The 15,737-nt window shown below is 74.2% G+C and carries 10 protein-coding genes; 2 read left to right on the forward strand and 8 right to left on the reverse strand.

Annotated features, from left to right (window positions below; genetic code table 11):
- Nucleotides 1-12 precede the first annotated feature (12 nt).
- The gene (locus tag AB0442_RS13820) at nt 13-2,121 is read right to left on the reverse strand and encodes a DNA topoisomerase IV subunit B (protein WP_366162800.1); all 2,109 of its coding nucleotides are present in this window, start codon (nt 2,119-2,121) and stop codon (nt 13-15) included.
- Nucleotides 2,122-2,615: 494 nt separating this feature from the next.
- On the opposite strand from AB0442_RS13820, the gene AB0442_RS13825 reads away from it, so the two are divergent.
- Nucleotides 2,616-2,846, forward strand: a complete 231-nt coding sequence (locus AB0442_RS13825; protein ID WP_363542307.1) for a hypothetical protein — start codon at nt 2,616-2,618, stop codon at nt 2,844-2,846.
- 214 nt (nt 2,847-3,060) lie between these two features.
- Here AB0442_RS13825 and AB0442_RS13830 read toward each other — a convergent pair whose 3' ends face one another.
- From AB0442_RS13830 to AB0442_RS13860, 7 genes are all read right to left on the reverse strand, one after another.
- Nucleotides 3,061-3,975 (reverse strand): serine protease, encoded by a 915-nt coding sequence (locus tag AB0442_RS13830; protein ID WP_366162802.1) that lies wholly within the window; start codon nt 3,973-3,975, stop codon nt 3,061-3,063.
- Nucleotides 3,976-4,229: 254 nt separating this feature from the next.
- Complete coding sequence (locus tag AB0442_RS13835; protein ID WP_366162804.1) at nt 4,230-5,864, reverse strand: RNA polymerase sigma factor; 1,635 nt, start codon at nt 5,862-5,864, stop codon at nt 4,230-4,232.
- Nucleotides 5,865-6,375: 511 nt separating this feature from the next.
- On the reverse strand, nt 6,376-7,248 hold the full coding sequence (locus AB0442_RS13840) for a FadR/GntR family transcriptional regulator (protein ID WP_366162805.1): 873 nt from the start codon (nt 7,246-7,248) through the stop codon (nt 6,376-6,378).
- A gap of 204 nt (nt 7,249-7,452) precedes the next feature.
- Nucleotides 7,453-8,442 (reverse strand): hypothetical protein, encoded by a 990-nt coding sequence (locus AB0442_RS13845; protein WP_366162807.1) that lies wholly within the window; start codon nt 8,440-8,442, stop codon nt 7,453-7,455.
- The gene (locus tag AB0442_RS13850) at nt 8,439-9,971 is read right to left on the reverse strand and encodes an ATP-binding cassette domain-containing protein (RefSeq protein WP_366162809.1); all 1,533 of its coding nucleotides are present in this window, start codon (nt 9,969-9,971) and stop codon (nt 8,439-8,441) included. Before AB0442_RS13850 ends, AB0442_RS13845 begins: the two co-directional genes overlap by 4 nt.
- Nucleotides 9,972-10,220: 249 nt before the next feature.
- Complete coding sequence (locus tag AB0442_RS13855) at nt 10,221-10,961, reverse strand: NUDIX domain-containing protein (protein WP_366162810.1); 741 nt, start codon at nt 10,959-10,961, stop codon at nt 10,221-10,223.
- 287 nt (nt 10,962-11,248) lie between these two features.
- Nucleotides 11,249-13,402: a glycogen debranching N-terminal domain-containing protein gene (locus AB0442_RS13860; RefSeq protein ID WP_366162811.1), complete on the reverse strand. Its 2,154-nt coding sequence runs from the start codon at nt 13,400-13,402 to the stop codon at nt 11,249-11,251.
- Nucleotides 13,403-14,417: 1,015 nt separating this feature from the next.
- Here AB0442_RS13860 and AB0442_RS13865 point away from each other — a divergent pair.
- On the forward strand, nt 14,418-15,731 hold the full coding sequence (locus tag AB0442_RS13865) for an alpha/beta fold hydrolase (RefSeq protein WP_366162813.1): 1,314 nt from the start codon (nt 14,418-14,420) through the stop codon (nt 15,729-15,731).
- Nucleotides 15,732-15,737 lie beyond the last annotated feature (6 nt).

Consider the following 15,737-nt stretch of genomic DNA (forward strand, 5'->3'; position numbering starts at 1 on the left):
GCCGGTGGCGGCTCAGGCGTCGATGCGCGAGCGGTCCAGGGTCGCCGCGGAGTCCACGATGAACTCCTTGCGAGGGGCCACGTCGTTGCCCATCAGCAGGTCGAAGGTCTTCTCCGCCGCCTCCAGGTCGCCGAGGTTGATCCGGCGCAGGATGCGGTGGCGCGGGTCCATGGTGGTCTCCGCCAGCTGGTCCGCGTCCATCTCGCCGAGGCCCTTGTACCGCTGCACCGGGTCCTTCCAGCGCAGCCCCTTGGACTGGAACTCCAGCAGGGTGCGGCGCAGTTCGGCGTCCGAGTAGGTGTAGTGGTACTTGCCCTGGCCGCGCTTGGGGTTGGTGAGCTCGATCCGGTGCAGCGGCGGCACCGCGGCGAACACCCGGCCCTGCTCGACCATCGGCCGCATGTACCGCTGGAAGAGCGTCAGCAGCAGGCAGCGGATGTGCGAGCCGTCGACGTCGGCGTCGGCCATGAAGATGACCCGGCCGTAGCGGGCCTGGTCGATGTCGAAGGTCCGGCCGGAGCCCGCTCCTATGACCTGGATGATCGAGGCGCACTCGGCGTTCTTGAGCATGTCGGCCACCGAGGCCTTCTGCACGTTCAGGATCTTGCCGCGGATCGGCAGCAGCGCCTGGAACTCGGAGTTGCGCGCCAGCTTGGCGGTGCCGAGCGCCGAGTCGCCCTCGACGATGAACAGCTCGCTGCGGTCCACGTCGTCGCTGCGGCAGTCGGCGAGCTTCGCCGGCAGCGAGGAGGTCTCCAGCGCCGTCTTCCGGCGCTGCGCCTCCTTGTGCTGCCGGGCGGCGACCCGGGTGCGGGCGGCCGCGACGACCTTCTCCAGGACGGCCCGGGCCTGGAGCTTCTCGTCCTTCTTGGCGGAGGTGAGGAAGGCCTTCAGCTCCTTGGCGACCACGGCGGCGACGATCCGGTTGGCCGCCGAGGTGCCGAGCACCTCCTTGGTCTGGCCCTCGAACTGCGGCTCGGCGAGCCGGACGGTGACCACCGCGGTGAGGCCCTCCAGGGCGTCGTCCTTGGAGATGTCGTCCTCGGCGACGCGCAGCAGCTTGGCGCTGCGCAGCACCTCGTTGACGGTCTTGGCGAGGGAGCGCTCGAAGCCGGTGACGTGGGTGCCGCCCTTGGGGGTGGCGATGATGTTGACGAAGGAGCGCATCGTGCTGTCGTAGCCGGCGCCCCAGCGCAGCGCGATGTCCACGCCGAGGTGGCGGGTGACCTCGGTCGGGGTCATGTGGCCGAGCTCGTCCAGGACGGGCACGGTCTCCTTGAAGTTGCCCTCGCCGTGCAGCCGCAGCACGTCGCAGATCGGCTTGTCGGGGGCGAGGAACTCGCAGAACTCGGCGATGCCGCCGTCGAAGCGGAAGGTCGTCTCGTCGACGGCCTCGCTCTCCGTAAGCCGTTCGTCACGCACGACGATCGTCAGGCCGGGGACGAGGAAGGCCGTCTGCCGGGCGCGGGCGTGCAGGCTCTCCAGGGAGAGCCGGGCGTCCTTGAGGAAGATCTGCCGGTCGGCCCAGTAGCGGATCCGGGTGCCGGTGCGGCCGCGCGGGGCCCTCCCCTTCTTGGTGAGGCCGCCGGCCGCCTCGAAGGGGGCGTCCGGGGAGAGCTCGGTGAAGTGGCCGGGGGTGCCGCGGCGGAAGCTGATCGCGTGGGTGTGGCCGCTGCGGTCGACCTCCACGTCCAGGCGGGCGGAGAGCGCGTTGACGACCGAGGCACCGACGCCGTGCAGACCGCCGGAGGCCGCGTAGGAACCGCCGCCGAACTTGCCGCCGGCGTGCAGCTTCGTCATGACGACCTCGACGCCGGACAGGCCGGTCTTCGGCTCGACGTCGACCGGGATGCCGCGGCCGTTGTCGCGCACCTCGACCGAACCGTCCTCGTGCAGCAGCACCTCGATCCGGTCGCAGAAGCCGCCGAGGGCCTCGTCGACCGAGTTGTCGATGATCTCCCACAGGCAGTGCATCAGACCGCGGCTGTCGGTGGACCCGATGTACATGCCCGGCCGCTTGCGGACGGCCTCCAGGCCCTCGAGGACGAGCAGGTGCCGAGCGGTGTAGTTGGAACCGTCGTCTTTGGCCAGCAGGGCGGACGGCACTGATTCGGCACTCATGCGGCGTTGCACTCCTCAATGAAGTTCTCTGACTCGTCTGCGCGGGCGCCCCCTTGCCCCCGACCCGCTCTCACAGGGCGAGACGGCGGGGTGTGGCGCCCGTCGCAGCCTGTACGCGCTGCGCGAACACGACCTTGGCCGGGCACCGACGCCCCGGGACGCCATCTCCTCCTGCCACCACGGTTCCTGGCGGACCGTGGCACCGGGCACAGGCGGCGGAGCTGCTGCGATGCAGGCTACCGGTGCTCGGGACGGGGCTTATGCTCCAACCCAGCAGAGGATTATGCTACGCGGACCTCGGACATCGCCTCGATCGGGCGTTCGAGGAGGGGTGGCCGCCACGGGAATCGGCACGCATGAACCGCCGGGCCCCGGGGCACGTCCTCATCAACAAGCAGAATCCTCAGAGAAGAAAAGCCACGAGCGGGAACGAAATCGACCTGGTTGGATGTTGACCCTGGTACGACAGCTCGTCGAGCTAGAGAAGAGGCGACGTGACTACTGTTCTGACCCCTGCGAGCCCGCTCACCGCGGCTGACCGCTGCGACCGTTGCGGCGCCCAGGCCTACCTGCGCGTTGTCCTCGCAAGCGGCGGAGAACTGCTCTTCTGCGCCCACCACGGCCGGAAGTTCGAGCCCGAGCTCAAGAAGATCTCTGTGGAGATACAGGACGAGACGGGTCGTCTGGGCACGACGCCCTCGACGGCCTCCGACGACGAGCGCTGACCGCAGCGCTCCATCGGCGAGCCGGGTCCACCCGGGGCACGGGGCCGGGCGACAGGTCGAAAGGCCTGCCGCCCGGCCCTTTTGCACACCCTCGTGCGCGCCTGCGCGCACACCCTGCGTCGCGTTCCGTGAGGGCGTGCCCACGCAGCGGAACCGCCCGCGCACGGACTGCCACCGGCCGCAGGCGGACTGACACCGCGTCGGACGGTGACCGTCAGAGTGCGGAGCGCACATCGTCCGCCACCGCGGCGAGCCGGGTGTAGACCCCCGGGTGCGCCGCCTCCGCGCAGCCCGTCCCCCAGGACACCAGCCCGACCAGCCGCCCGGCCACCACCAGCGGTCCGCCGCTGTCGCCCTGGCACGCGTCCCGCCCGCCCTGCTCGGCACCGGCGCACACCATGACCCGCGCGTCGTAGGGACTGTCCCCATCCGCGGGGTAGGCGCGCGAACACACCTCGTCGGAGACCACCGGCACCTCGACCGACCGCAGTGTCGGCGAGTAGCTGCCGTTCCCGCGGGTGTCGCCCCAACCGTAGACCCGCGCCTCGGTGCCGGCGGCGTACGGCTCGGTCTCGCCCTGGGCCACCATGCCGATCACCGGCCGGCCGGCCTGCGGCTCGGCCAGGGTGAGCACCGCCACGTCCCGCAGGTTGCGGGTGAAGTCGTACCCGGGGTCGATCCACACGTTGCGCACGGTGACCTCCCGGCCGTCCCGGTCGCGCAGGTCGTCACGGCCGATCACGGCCTGCAGCCCCGGCCGGTCCGCACGGTGGCCCGTCCGCTCGTCGTAGAAGCAGTGCGCGGCGGTGACCACCTTGGTGGCCGAGACCAGCACGCCGCCGCAGAACTGCCCGGAGCGGCTGCTGCCGAACTGCTGGCGGCTGGCGACGGCGACCATCCACGGGTGGTCGGAGGTGGAGGAGGCCGTACCGCCGACGATCCGGCGCTGCGCCGCGGCGGGGCCGGCCGCGCCGAGCACCGCCAACGAGGCGGGGAGCGTGGCCAGCAGCGCCGCCGCCACCGCCCGGCGGGTGCGGCGGCGGCCGGCACGGGCCGCGGCCGTCCGTCCGGGGTCGCTGCGGAGGTCAAGGGGGCGGGGCCGGATGGCGGGGACGTCCAGGGAGGGCACCGGATCTCCAAGCTGGCTCGACGACGGACAACCGGCACAGCGTAGTCGAGCCGTTACCCAACGTGGCGTCACCTTGCGTGCGGCCACCCGTACGAGGGACACCGGCGGTGCTGCCGTCGGCACGGCTCCCCCGCCCGGGCGGTTCGGCTCCCCGGGCGTACGGAGAGCGGGCCCGGGCGTGCCGAAGGGCCCGGAGCGTGGTGCTCCGGGCCCTTCGGACCTGTCTCGTCGCCGGGCCGCCGTGGCCCCGGGGATCAGTCCAGGTAGTCGCGCAGGACCTGCGAACGCGACGGGTGCCGCAGCTTCGACATGGTCTTCGACTCGATCTGGCGGATGCGCTCACGGGTGACGCCGTAGACCTTGCCGATCTCGTCCAGCGTCTTCGGCTGACCGTCCGTCAGGCCGAAACGCATCGAGACGACGCCGGCCTCACGCTCGGACAGGGTGTCGAGCACGGAGTGCAGCTGCTCCTGGAGCAGGGTGAAGGAGACCGCGTCGGCCGGGACGACCGCCTCGGAGTCCTCGATCAGGTCACCGAACTCGCTGTCGCCGTCCTCGCCGAGCGGGGTGTGCAGCGAGATCGGCTCGCGGCCGTACTTCTGGACCTCGATGACCTTCTCGGGGGTCATGTCGAGTTCCTTGGCCAGCTCCTCCGGGGTGGGCTCGCGGCCCAGGTCCTGGAGCATCTGGCGCTGGACGCGGGCCAGCTTGTTGATGACCTCGACCATGTGCACCGGGATGCGGATGGTGCGGGCCTGGTCGGCCATGGCGCGGGTGATCGCCTGGCGGATCCACCACGTGGCGTAGGTCGAGAACTTGTAGCCCTTGGTGTAGTCGAACTTCTCGACCGCACGGATCAGACCGAGGTTGCCCTCCTGGATGAGGTCCAGGAAGAGCATGCCGCGGCCGGTGTAGCGCTTGGCCAGCGAGACCACCAGGCGGAGGTTGGCCTCCAGCAGGTGGTTCTTGGCCCGGCGGCCGTCCTCGGCGATGATCTCCAGCTCGCGCTTGAGCTTCGGAGCGAGCTTGTCGGCCTGGCTCAGCTTGTCCTCGGCGAACAGGCCGGCCTCGATCCGCTTGGCGAGCTCGACCTCCTGCTCGGCGTTGAGCAGCGGGACCTTGCCGATCTGCTTGAGGTAGTCCTTGACCGGGTCGGCGGTGGCACCGGCGACGGCGACCTGCTGGGCCGGCGCGTCGTCCTCGTCGTCGTCGGAGAGGACGAAGCCCTCCGACTCCTCCTCGGGCTCGCCCTCGGCCTTGTCGCCGGGGAGCGCCACCTCTTCGAGCAGCTCCTCCTCGCCCAGGGCCTCCTCCTCGCCGGCCTTGCCGGTCTTGGAGGCGGTGGTCTTCTTGGCGGCGGTCTTCTTGGCGGGCGCGGCGGTCTTCTTGGCCGCGGCCTTCTTCGCCGGGGCGGCGGCCTTCTTCGCGGCGGTCTTCGCCTCGACGGCCTCGACGGAACCGGACCCGATCACCGTGGTCTCCGCGGCGACCGCGGCCACCACGGCCGGGGCGGCCACGGGGACGGCCGGCGTGGCGGCCGGTGCGATGCGCACCGGCGGCTTGGCCGGGGCGGCCGGGGTCCGAGTGGTGACCGTCTTGGTCGCGGTGCGCTTGGTGGTGCTCTTGGCCGCGACGCTCTTGCGCTTGGAGCCGGCCGGTTCGGCCGCACTGACCATGAGGTCCACTCCTTCCTCAATCAGCACCTGGTTGAGGCTGCGCATGACGTTCTTCCACTTGGTGACCGGGATCTGGTCCGCCTCGAACGCCTGACGCACGTCGTCACCGGCGATCTGCCCCTGGGCCTTGCCCCGCTCGATGAGCGCGAGCAGTGCTGCGGACTCGGCGATCTCGGGGGGGAGCGAACGGGATGTGCTGGCCGACACGAACAACCTCTCGGACGATGAGTGGACTCGAACCCGTACCCGACCGTACGAGAGGACGGGGGACGATCACGCACGATCACGTGCGGGGTCGACTCCGACCGGCTCGGACTTGAGGACGAGGACTGGGTTTGCAGGACGGCAGCAGCGCCGCAGACCAACACAGCATTCTGACATGGTGGTGGTATTCCGGAGCTGCTTCCGCTCCGTACACATCGCTGCCACCCCTCAAGTGTTACGCATCCCGTTCGTGGCGCGGGTCACACCACCGGCGGAACCGCCGTGGACCCCCCGCGGCCTCGGGCGGAACGGCCTCGACACCGGGCGACACGGCCCTCCGGCCGCCCCGGGGGACGGGGCTCGGGCGGCGGAAGGGCCGTGCGGCACCGGTGCTGCGGGGCGGTGCGGCTCAGTGCGGCTCGGTGCGGCCGTGCGGGCACCGGGTGGTGCGGGTCGGTGCGGCCGTGCGGGCCTCGGGTGGCGCGGGGTGCGGCCTCGAATCCTGGTCCGGACGCTCCGCTCAGTGCTCGCGCGGGGCCGGGACGGCGTGCTCGATGTCGGGATGGACGGTGAGCAGCGCCCGGACGGCCGTCTCCGCGGCGGTGCCGTCGCCCGTGCCGAGGGCGTCGACCAGGCGGACGTGCAGGCTGATCGCGGTGTCCGAGGGACGCTCGCAGGTGGAGCCGGGGCCGCCCGACACCTGCAGGGCGCAGGAGACGATGCCGGAGAGGTGCTCCAGCATGCGGTTCCCGGCCATCTGCAGCACCAGGTTGTGGAGCTCGGCGTCGGCCCGGCCGTAGCCGACGCCGTCGCCCTGGGTGGCGGCGTGGGCCATGATCTCGGTCAGCTCGACCAGCCGGTGCTGGACGTCCTCCCGGCCGTGGCCGGCGGCGAGGCGGGCGGCCAGCGGCTCGATCGCCCAGCGCAGCTCGAACAGCTCGCGGCGCTGCTCGTCGCGCTGCGGGCCGAAGGCGCGCCACTCGATGATGTCCGGGTCGAGGAGGTTCCAGTCGGCGACCGGGCGGACCCGGGTGCCGACGTTCGGCCGGGCGCTGACCAGGCCCTTGGCCTCCAGCACGCGCAGCGATTCGCGGACGACGGTGCGCGAGACCTCGAACCGCTGGCCGATCTCCTCCGGGACGAGGGGGCGGTCGGCGCCGAGGTCGCCGGAGACGATCATCTGGCCGAGCTGCTGGACCAGCTGGCCGTGCAGGCCGCGGCCGCGGCTGCTGGTGGTCTTGCGGCCGACCCGGCCGAGCTCGGACTCGGCGCCCTCCCAGCGGGGTGCGGGCGGGACGGGCCGTTCGGCGTAGGGGAAGCGGTCGATCTCGGCGGCGGCGATGCTGTCGGCCGGACGGGCGGTGGTCATGGCGGGGTGCGCAAGGGTACTCACACGTCCTTTGTCGGCGATCGCCCCACCCGGCTTGAGGATTCTCGTGAAAAGCACACGAAAGGGTGATCGTCTGCGGCTGGATCATTGACTTCTTATCAGGCAGACCGTCCTCTTTCGATCGCTCGGACGCCGGTTCCGGTCATGGCCCGGCGGCGGACGGGCGGCCGTCCCCGAGCCCCTTCCCGCGGCTCACGGCGCCCGTTCTCACAGCTCGCGGCGCCGGAGCTGGAGCGCGACCGCCGCCGCCAGCCCCAGGGCGGGCGGCACCAGCAGCAGCGCGAGCAGCAACGGGAGCGGCAGGTGCAAGACCTCGGCCACCGCGCGGCCGTCGCGGACGTGCAACCTCTCCAGCCCGTCGTGCAACGGCAGCAGGGTCTTCAGCGTCGGCAGGGGTCGAAGCAGCCGCAGGTCGGGAAGGATCTGCGGCCCTTGGACGACGGCCGGCCCGCCGAGTCCGTCCGCCCCGCCCCCGGACCGGCGCAGCAGCAGGCCGGCGAACAGCTCCCCCGGTACGGCGACCGCTGCCACCAGCACCAACCCCGCGGCGGCCTGCCGCACCAGGGAGGTCGCGACCAGGCCGGCCCACCCCGCCAGCACCACCACCGCGGCGAACACCCCGAACGGCCGGCCGACCGCCGCCAGTGCGGTCTCCCAGCCCCGGGCGGTCCCCCACGCAGGGGAAGCCGCCCACGCCGGGGCGACGACGCTCTCCTGGTGTGCGGCCGGAGCAGGGGTCGCACCCGGGAGGAGTGCGCCGGCGTCCACGCCGGCGGGCAGGGCGAGCCACAGCACCGCGGTGTTCACCAGGACGGTGACGGCGGTGAGCAGGAGCCCGGCCCCGCCGATCGCCGTCAGCTTGGCGAGGATCAGCGCCAAGCGGCGCGACAGTGCGACCCGGGAGGCCGGCAGGCCCGGGTGTCCGACCTCGTGGGCGTAGGAGAGCGCGCCGAGCAGGCAGACGCCCAGAGCGGCGACCGGCAGCGGCACCAGCGGGACGACGGCGGCGACCGCCTGCAGCCCGGCCGCCGCCGGCAGCGGGCCAGGAGCCTGCTGCCGGGCCGCCACGGCGGCCACCGCCGCGCCCACGGCCAGCACGGCGGCCGCGATCAGCCAGGTCGAGCGCAGTCCGCGCAGCCGCCTGACCTCGTACGACAGGGCGTGGAACGGCAGGACGTGGAACGGCAGCGCGCTCACGGGGCCTCACTCCGGTGGTGGTCTCCGTCGGACACCGGACGGGCGGACTCGTCCGGGGCCGGGTGCGGGTGAGCTGTGGGGACTGCGGGGGCCGTGCGTGTTGTGGGGCTGGTCGCGGCGGGGAGTCCCGGTCCCGGCCGGACGGGCGGCAGGGGACGGGTCGGCGGGTCCTCGGCGGCAGGTGCGGCTGCAGGGGCGGGTGCCGCACATGCGAGTGCTGCAGGTGCAGGTGCAGGTGCTGCAGGTGCAGGTGCAGGTGCTGCAGGTGCAGGTGCAGGTGCTGCAGGTGCAGGTGCAGGTGCTGCAGGTGCAGGTGCAGGTGCAGGTGCAGGTGCTGCGGTCGGTGCCGGCGGTCGGCCCGAGCGGGGGAACGGCGGGGTGGACGAGAGCGCGGACGGGGGCGTCGCGGACCCGGCCGGCGCGGGCACGGGCCTCGGACGGGGTCCGGTGGTGGGCGCACCGACGGTCGGCAGCGCTCCGGGGCGGTGCCTGGCGGCGCCGTTGTCGTCCTGCGGGGCCGGTGACGGCGAGGACTGCGAGAGGGGTGAGGGCTGTGACGGGGGCGAGGGGGATGAGATCGGCGAGGACGGCACGGGCTCGGTGCGGTGCAGTCGGACGACCTCGCCGGATCGGCCGGATCCGGAGGGCAGCACGGGGTGGGGCGGCGGGCGGCCGATCGCGCGGTCGGCGAGCTCGTGGAGCAGGATGCCGTGGCGGTGCGCGAGTTCGCCGATCTCGGTGCGGGCCAGACCGCCGACCGCGATGCCCGACCTGCCGTCGGGCCGGACGCGTGCGCCCCGGGCGAGCAGCAGGTCGGCGAACCGGGCCGTCTGCGGCCCCCGCACCACCACCTCCGGGCAGAGCCGGGTGCCCCGGAACTCCGAGGCACTCTGGTCCGCCACCTGACGCCCCCGGACCAGGGTGATCACCCGGTCGGACACCGCGCCGGCCTCCTGCGGGGAGCGGGTGGTCAGCAGCACCGTGCCACCCGCCGCGGCGAAGGACCTCAGGAAGGCGTGCAGCCATTCGGTGCTGCGCGGCGGGAGTCCGGCGGTCGGGTCGTCCAGCAGCAGGGCCTGCGGGTCGCCGAGCAGGGCGGTTGCCAGGGCGAGCCGACGGTTCATGCCCGGTGAGAAGGACCGCAGCCGGTGGGAGGCCACGCCCGCGAGCCTCGCCTGTTCCAACAGGTCGTCGGCACGGCGTGCGGGCACGCCGATCGCGGCGGCGAGCATCCGCAGATGGTCCGCAGCCTTCCGGCCGGGGTGCCCGGGACAGGACGGCCCGGCGTCCGGCACCAGGCCGACCCGGGTCTCGGGGCGACGCAGCCGGCGGTAGGTGCGGCCGTCGAACAGGGCTGCGCCGCGGCCGCGTTCGAGCTCCACCATGAGCCGGATCGCGGTGGTCTTGCCCGCGCCCTCGTCGCCGAGCAGGGCGGTGACCGTGCCGGGACGGGTGTCGAAGGTCAGGTCGAGCAGCGCAGGCGGGGCGCCCCGCCGATGGACCTTGGTCAGTCCGGTGATCTGGATCATCGCTGCCTGCTCCCGTGCCTCGGCCGACCGGGTGCGCCGGCCCCGGGGGCGCGGCGCTCCGCTGCCCGCGCCAGCACCCTAGGCCCCGGCGGGGAGGATTCCGGGCATTGCGCATGCCGACGGAGAGCGTGGCCGCCGAGCTCACTCGATCAGGTGACGTAACCGGCGTTCTGACCGATCGTCAGTGCGGTCGGACCGCTCGGGCGACGTGCTCCCGAGCGGGTCTCCGGCCCTGCTCGGGAGCGGCGGTCAGGCCTCGGGGCGGAGCATCGGCGGGTTGAGGACGGTGGCCCCGCCCGCCGTGAACAGCTGCGCGGGACGGCCGCCCTGCCGGGTCGTCGTACCGCCGGACGGCAGCAGGAAGCCGGGAGTTCCGGTGACCTTGCGGTGGAAGTTCCGCGGGTCGAGCACCACGCCCCAGACGGCCTCGTAGACACGGCGCAGCTCCCCCACCGTGAACTCCGGGGGGCAGAAGGCGGTGGCCAGCGAGGAGTACTCGATCTTCGAGCGGGCGCGTTCGACGCCGGCCCCGAGGATCTGACCGTGGTCGAAGGCCAGTGGGACCCCGTCCGCAGGGCCGTCGTTGAGCAGTTCGTGGACGGGGGCCCAGCGGGCGCTGCTGGCGTCGCCGCCGGGGCGGGGGGTGGGCAGGTCCGGCGCGAGCACCAGGTGGGCGACGCTGACCACGCGCATCCGCGGGTCGCGCTGGGGGTGACCGTAGGTGGCGAGCTGCTCCAGGTGCACTCCGGCCGCGGACTGGCCGGGTGCGGAAGCGCGCAGGCCGGTCTCCTCCGCGAGTTCGCGGGAGGCCGCCTCGGCGAGGCCCTCGTCCGGGCGGACGAAGCCACCGGGCAGTGCCCAGTACCCCTGGAACGGCGGCTCGCCCCGTCTGACCAGCAGCGCGCACAGTTCGTGGTCCCGGACCGTCAGTACCACCAGGTCGACGGTGACGGCGAACGGGGGGAAGGCCGACGGGTCATAGCGCGACATGGCGATGATGATAGTCGTCTCTCTGACGATAAACACAGAGCACCGGTGAGGGCCCCGCAACTCCGGTACGGAATCGGCCGGGCACGGCGGCCGGCCACGCCGCGTCGGCGGTGCCGCGCACACCGCACCGGGCGCGCCGGCCGCGCAGATCCGTGGCTCCACGACGCCACGGCACCACCGCGCCGGGCGGCGGGGCGGTGCCGTGCGCCCGGTGCGGCGGCGTGGTGCGGTGTTGCCGTCCGGCACGGCGCGGTGCGGCGGCCGGGGCCGAGCCGGACCGACCCGGCTCAGCCCGCGCCGAGCTGGAGTTGGGGCGAGGCCTCCTCGACGACGGCCACGCCGATCCGGCTGACCCGGGCGGAGAACGGCTCGCCCGCCACCCGCAGGCCGGTGAGCTGCAGTTCGCCGAGCGGTGTGCTGGAGGCCGGGCGGACCACCACCCGCCCACCGGGGACGTCCGGCCGGATGCCGGCCATCGACAGGACGAGGTGGACGCCTGCCGCCGCGGACAGCGCAGCCGGCCGGCAGGCCGCCGGGTGGGGCACCGGCGGACACCCCGTCACCCGCTGTTCCCCGGCGTACATCTCCGGCAGTCGTCCGTCGAAGTGCTCGGCCGCACCCAACAGGCCCTCCAGCAGCTGGCCCGCCTCGCGTTCGAACCCCGCGTCGGCGAGGCCCGCCACCGCGAGCACCGTCTCGTGCACCCGGACGGCACCACTGCGGTGGCCGAGCGGGTTGAACCTCGGCGACTTGGCGCTGAGGGTCCGCAGCCCCCAGCCGCAGTCCAGCTCCGGGGCGGCGAGGCGCTGGGCGAGGAGCCTCGTCTGCTCCCGGTCGAGCAGGCCCTCGTGCAGATCGCCCTCGCGGGAGAGGCCCACGTCGAGCAGGTGGACGAAGGAGGAGGCGACCGCGGGGACCGTCCGCCCGCCGCCGAGCAGCGCCGCCGCGGGACGGCCACCCGCCAGGTCGTCGATCCAGAACCGCTCCCGGAAGCGCTCCCGGAGGGCCGCGGCCCAGCTCAGCCACTCGGCCGCACCGGGCCGGGCGAAGGCCGCGAGCAGCTCGGCGCCGTGCAGGGCGGCGCGGTACGCCTGCGCCTGCACCTCGCACCGGGCCACCGCGGTGCGGCTCGACCGCTCCTCCGGGGCACGGCTGAGGTCGACGACGAAGCCCTCAGGCCCGTCCGGCCCCTCGGCGACGGAGGCGCGGAGCGACGCCAGGGCCCGCTCCATCGCCGGCAGCAGCTCTATCACCTCGTGCCGCGGCAGGCCCCAACGCCACGCCTCGGCCAGCACGGTGACGAACAGCAGGGTGGCCTCGGTGGCGGTGCAGGTCGGCGGGAGCTCCGGACCGCCGTGCCGCATCGGGCCGGGGATCAGCCCTTCCCCCGGTCCCGCAGCAGCAGCGCCGGCCCCAGCCCCGGCCACCGCCCCGCCCGGGGCTCCGGACGGCGTTGCGGTGCCGGGTCCGCCGTGGCGGCCCGCGTGCTGACGGCGCGCCAGCGCCCGCAGGGTCCCCGCTGCCAGCCGGGTGCCGAAGGGCAGCGTCCAGCGCGCGGCCCACAGGGCGTCGGCGGCGGTCAGACCGAACCGCCAGGGCGCGCCGGAGGCTGCGTAGAGGTCGGTCGGGCGGTCGGCGTCGGCGAGCAGGAGGGCGGCCAGCGCGTCGAGCGAGGCGGGGACCAGGCGCTGCACCCGGGCGTCGTCGCACCGCACCTCGGGCTCGGACCAGGGCAGCGGGACGCCTTGGCCGCGTCCGGTGGGCGGGCGTCCGCCGGGCGGGACGCTCTCCAGCTCGGCCTGCAGGTCGACCGACCAGCGGGCGCCGGGCTGCACCTCCAGGTCCCAGCGGAGTACGCCCGCGCCGGCCAGGACGGCGTGCGGGGTGGGGCGCGCCGAGACGGACGCGCTGCGGCCGTGCCCCGCCCAGCGCAGACCGGCCGACTGGACCTGGCTCGGCAGGTCGGCGCTGCGCTGGCCGGCCGCGATGTCGCCGAGCAGGCCGAGGTCGGTGCCGAAGGTGATCTCCAGCGGGAGGCGGGCGGGCCGGCCTCCGGCGTTGCGGACGGTGACCGTCTCCGTCCCGTCGGCGTGGCGCAGCCGTTCGACAGTGAGCGCCGGGTCCGGATCGGGGTCGCCGGGGATGCGGACGCTGCCGACGAAGCGGGCCTCGGCGGCGGAGGTGAGCGCGCCCTGCAGCGGCATCGGTTCGATGCCGCCGAGGCGCAGCTCCATCCGGGCCAGGGTGCGGACACCGGACCGGTAGAAGCCCTGGAGTCCCTGGCCGCGGAGCTGGCCGTCGGCCCCGGACGCGGCCAGGGCGGGGGCGGCCGCACAGATCAGCAGGTCGTGGGCGGCGGCCGCCTGGGTACGGGGCGGCGCCGGCGGTCTCGGCTGGCCGAGAGCAGTGCCGGTCGGCGCGCCCGGGGGCGGCAGTGGCACGCCGTACGGCGGGGTCCCGGCTGCGTAGGGCGGGGTCGGGACGCCGTGCGGCGGGGTCTGCGAGGTCGGGGGGAGAGGGACTCCGTAGGGCGGCGTCCGGGGGGACGGGGGGCCGAGGGGCGGGCTCGTCGGCGGCCGGCCGGGGGGTCGCCCCGGGGCGACCGGTGCGGCGGCGTGCCCGAACGGTGCCGTTGGGGTGGGCGGGGCAGCGAGAGCCGCAGGTACAGGCGGCGCCGCAGGAGCGGGAGGCACGGGGGCACCCTGCGGTACGGGGGGCGCGGCGGTCACTGGCGGTGCGGCCGGACCGACCGGCCGACCGGGTGCCACGCCCCCAGTGGGCGGTGCGGTCGGTGCGGGGGGAAGAGGCGGCGCCGACGGGGCGCTCGACACCGAGGAGGGCGCCAAGGGCGCACCCGGCGCCGGGTTCGGCTCGGTGGCCGGCGGCGGTGCTGCCGGCTGTGGTGGCCTGGAAACGGTCACCGGGCTCTCCTCCCCTCGGTCGGCCGGCTGTTGCTGGGCCGGTCGACCGCGAGCGTGTTCGTTCGCGGTCTGTGCTGCTGCTCTGCCGGTGCGCGGCAGGTCGATCGGCGGGGCGGGAGCGGGCCTGAGCCGCACCGACTCCGGCGCGGCCGCGTCCGGCCGGTGCTCCGCCCGGACGGACGCCCTGAGGTCCGCGCGCACCGGTGGTGCGGTGCGCTTCGACTCGGTGCAGGGCCTGCGGGCGGACGATGCAGCCCGCGCGCCCCGATGATGAACGTCCTGCACGTGCCACAGGTCACGCCGACCGGCGCGGCGGCGATGGCGCGCAGGCGAGGTGCGACCGCCCGGCCCACCGCGTCGCCCCCCTCGACGCTGCCCGGCCCGACCGCCGACTGCGGCGCGGCCACCTCGATGGCCCTCCCCCGTCGGCTCCCGTCCGTCGCCAGGATACGGTGCGGTTCGGCGGCGCCCGTACCCGGAACATGGTTGACGCGCGTCGCATCGCGACTGCGACCAGCACGTACCGAGGAGCTGCATGTCCACCGTCGGCCGACTGCCCGGAATCGTCACCACGGACCATGTCTTCCGGGTGCCGCTCGACCACGAACGGCCGGAGGGCGAGCGGATCGAGGTGTACGCCCGGGAGGTCGTGGCGTCCGGGCGGGAGAACGACGACCTGCCCTGGCTGCTCTACCTGCAGGGCGGGCCGGGCGGGAAGGCCGGGCGGCCGCTGGGACGCGACGACTGGCTGAACCGCGCCCTCGACGACTACCGGGTGCTGCTCCTCGACCAGCGCGGCACCGGCCGGTCCACCCCGGCCAACCGGCAGACCCTCGCCCGCCGCGGCGGCCCGGCCGAGCAGGCCGACTACCTCGCCCGCTTCCGCGCCGACTCGATCGTCCGGGACGCCGAGCTGATCCGCCGCCTCCTGCTGGGTGAGGAGGGCAGGTGGAGCCTCCTCGGCCAGAGCTTCGGCGGCTTCTGCGCCCTGACCTACCTGTCGCTGGCGCCGGAGGGCCTGCGCGAGGCTTTCGTCACGGGCGGCCTGGCCGGCCTGCGGTCCTCGGCGGACGACGTCTACCGCGCGGCGTACCCGCGGGTGGCGGCCAAGAACGCGGCGCACTACACCCGCTACCCGCAGGACGTGGCGGCCGTCCGCAGGATCGCGGCCCACCTCGCGCAGCAGCCGGCCCGGCTGCCGGACGGCGGGCTGCTGACCGTCCCGGCCTTCCAGGCGCTGGGCCTGATGCTCGGCGCCGGGTCGGGCTCGGGCGCGCTGCACTACCTGCTGGAGGAGGCCTGGGTGGAGGGCGTGGACGGGCCGGAACTGTCCGACACCTTCCTCACCGGGGTGCAGGCGCAGCTCTCGTTCGCGCAGAACCCGCTGTACGCCGTGCTGCACGAGTCGATCTACGGCCAGCGCTCGGTGGACCCGGCGGGCACCGGGTGGGCGGCCGAGCGCGTCCGCAAGGAGTTCCCCGCCTTCGACGCCGACGCCGCCCTCGGCAGCGACGCACCGGTGCTGTTCACCGGCGAGATGATCTACCCCTGGATGTTCGAGACCGACCCGGCGCTGCAGCCGCTGCGCGAGACGGCCCAGGTGCTCGCGGAGCGCCGCGACTGGCCCGACCTGTACTCCACCGAGCGGCTCGCCGCCAACACGGTGCCGGTGTACGCGGCCGTGTACTTCGACGACATGTACGTCGACACCGCGGATTCGCTGGAGACCGCACGGGCGGTGGGCAACCTGCGCTTCTGGCTGACCAACGAGTGGGAGCACGACGCCCTGCGGGTGAGCGGCCGGGTGGTGCTCGACCGCCTGGTGCGGATGGCGCGCGGAGAGGCGTAGCAGCAG

Origin of the sequence: Kitasatospora sp. NPDC085895 (assembly GCF_040702125.1) — a bacterium.
Taxonomy (GTDB): domain Bacteria; phylum Actinomycetota; class Actinomycetes; order Streptomycetales; family Streptomycetaceae; genus Kitasatospora; species Kitasatospora arboriphila.

Coding starts and splice junctions, on each gene's coding strand:
- AB0442_RS13820 (WP_366162800.1), bottom strand. CDS start 2,121: ATGAGTGCCGAATCAGTGCCGTCCGCCCTGCTGGCCAAAGACGACGGT.
- AB0442_RS13850 (WP_366162809.1), bottom strand. CDS start 9,971: ATGATCCAGATCACCGGACTGACCAAGGTCCATCGGCGGGGCGCCCCG.
- AB0442_RS13855 (WP_366162810.1), bottom strand. CDS start 10,961: ATGTCGCGCTATGACCCGTCGGCCTTCCCCCCGTTCGCCGTCACCGTC.
- AB0442_RS13865 (WP_366162813.1), top strand. CDS start 14,418: ATGTCCACCGTCGGCCGACTGCCCGGAATCGTCACCACGGACCATGTC.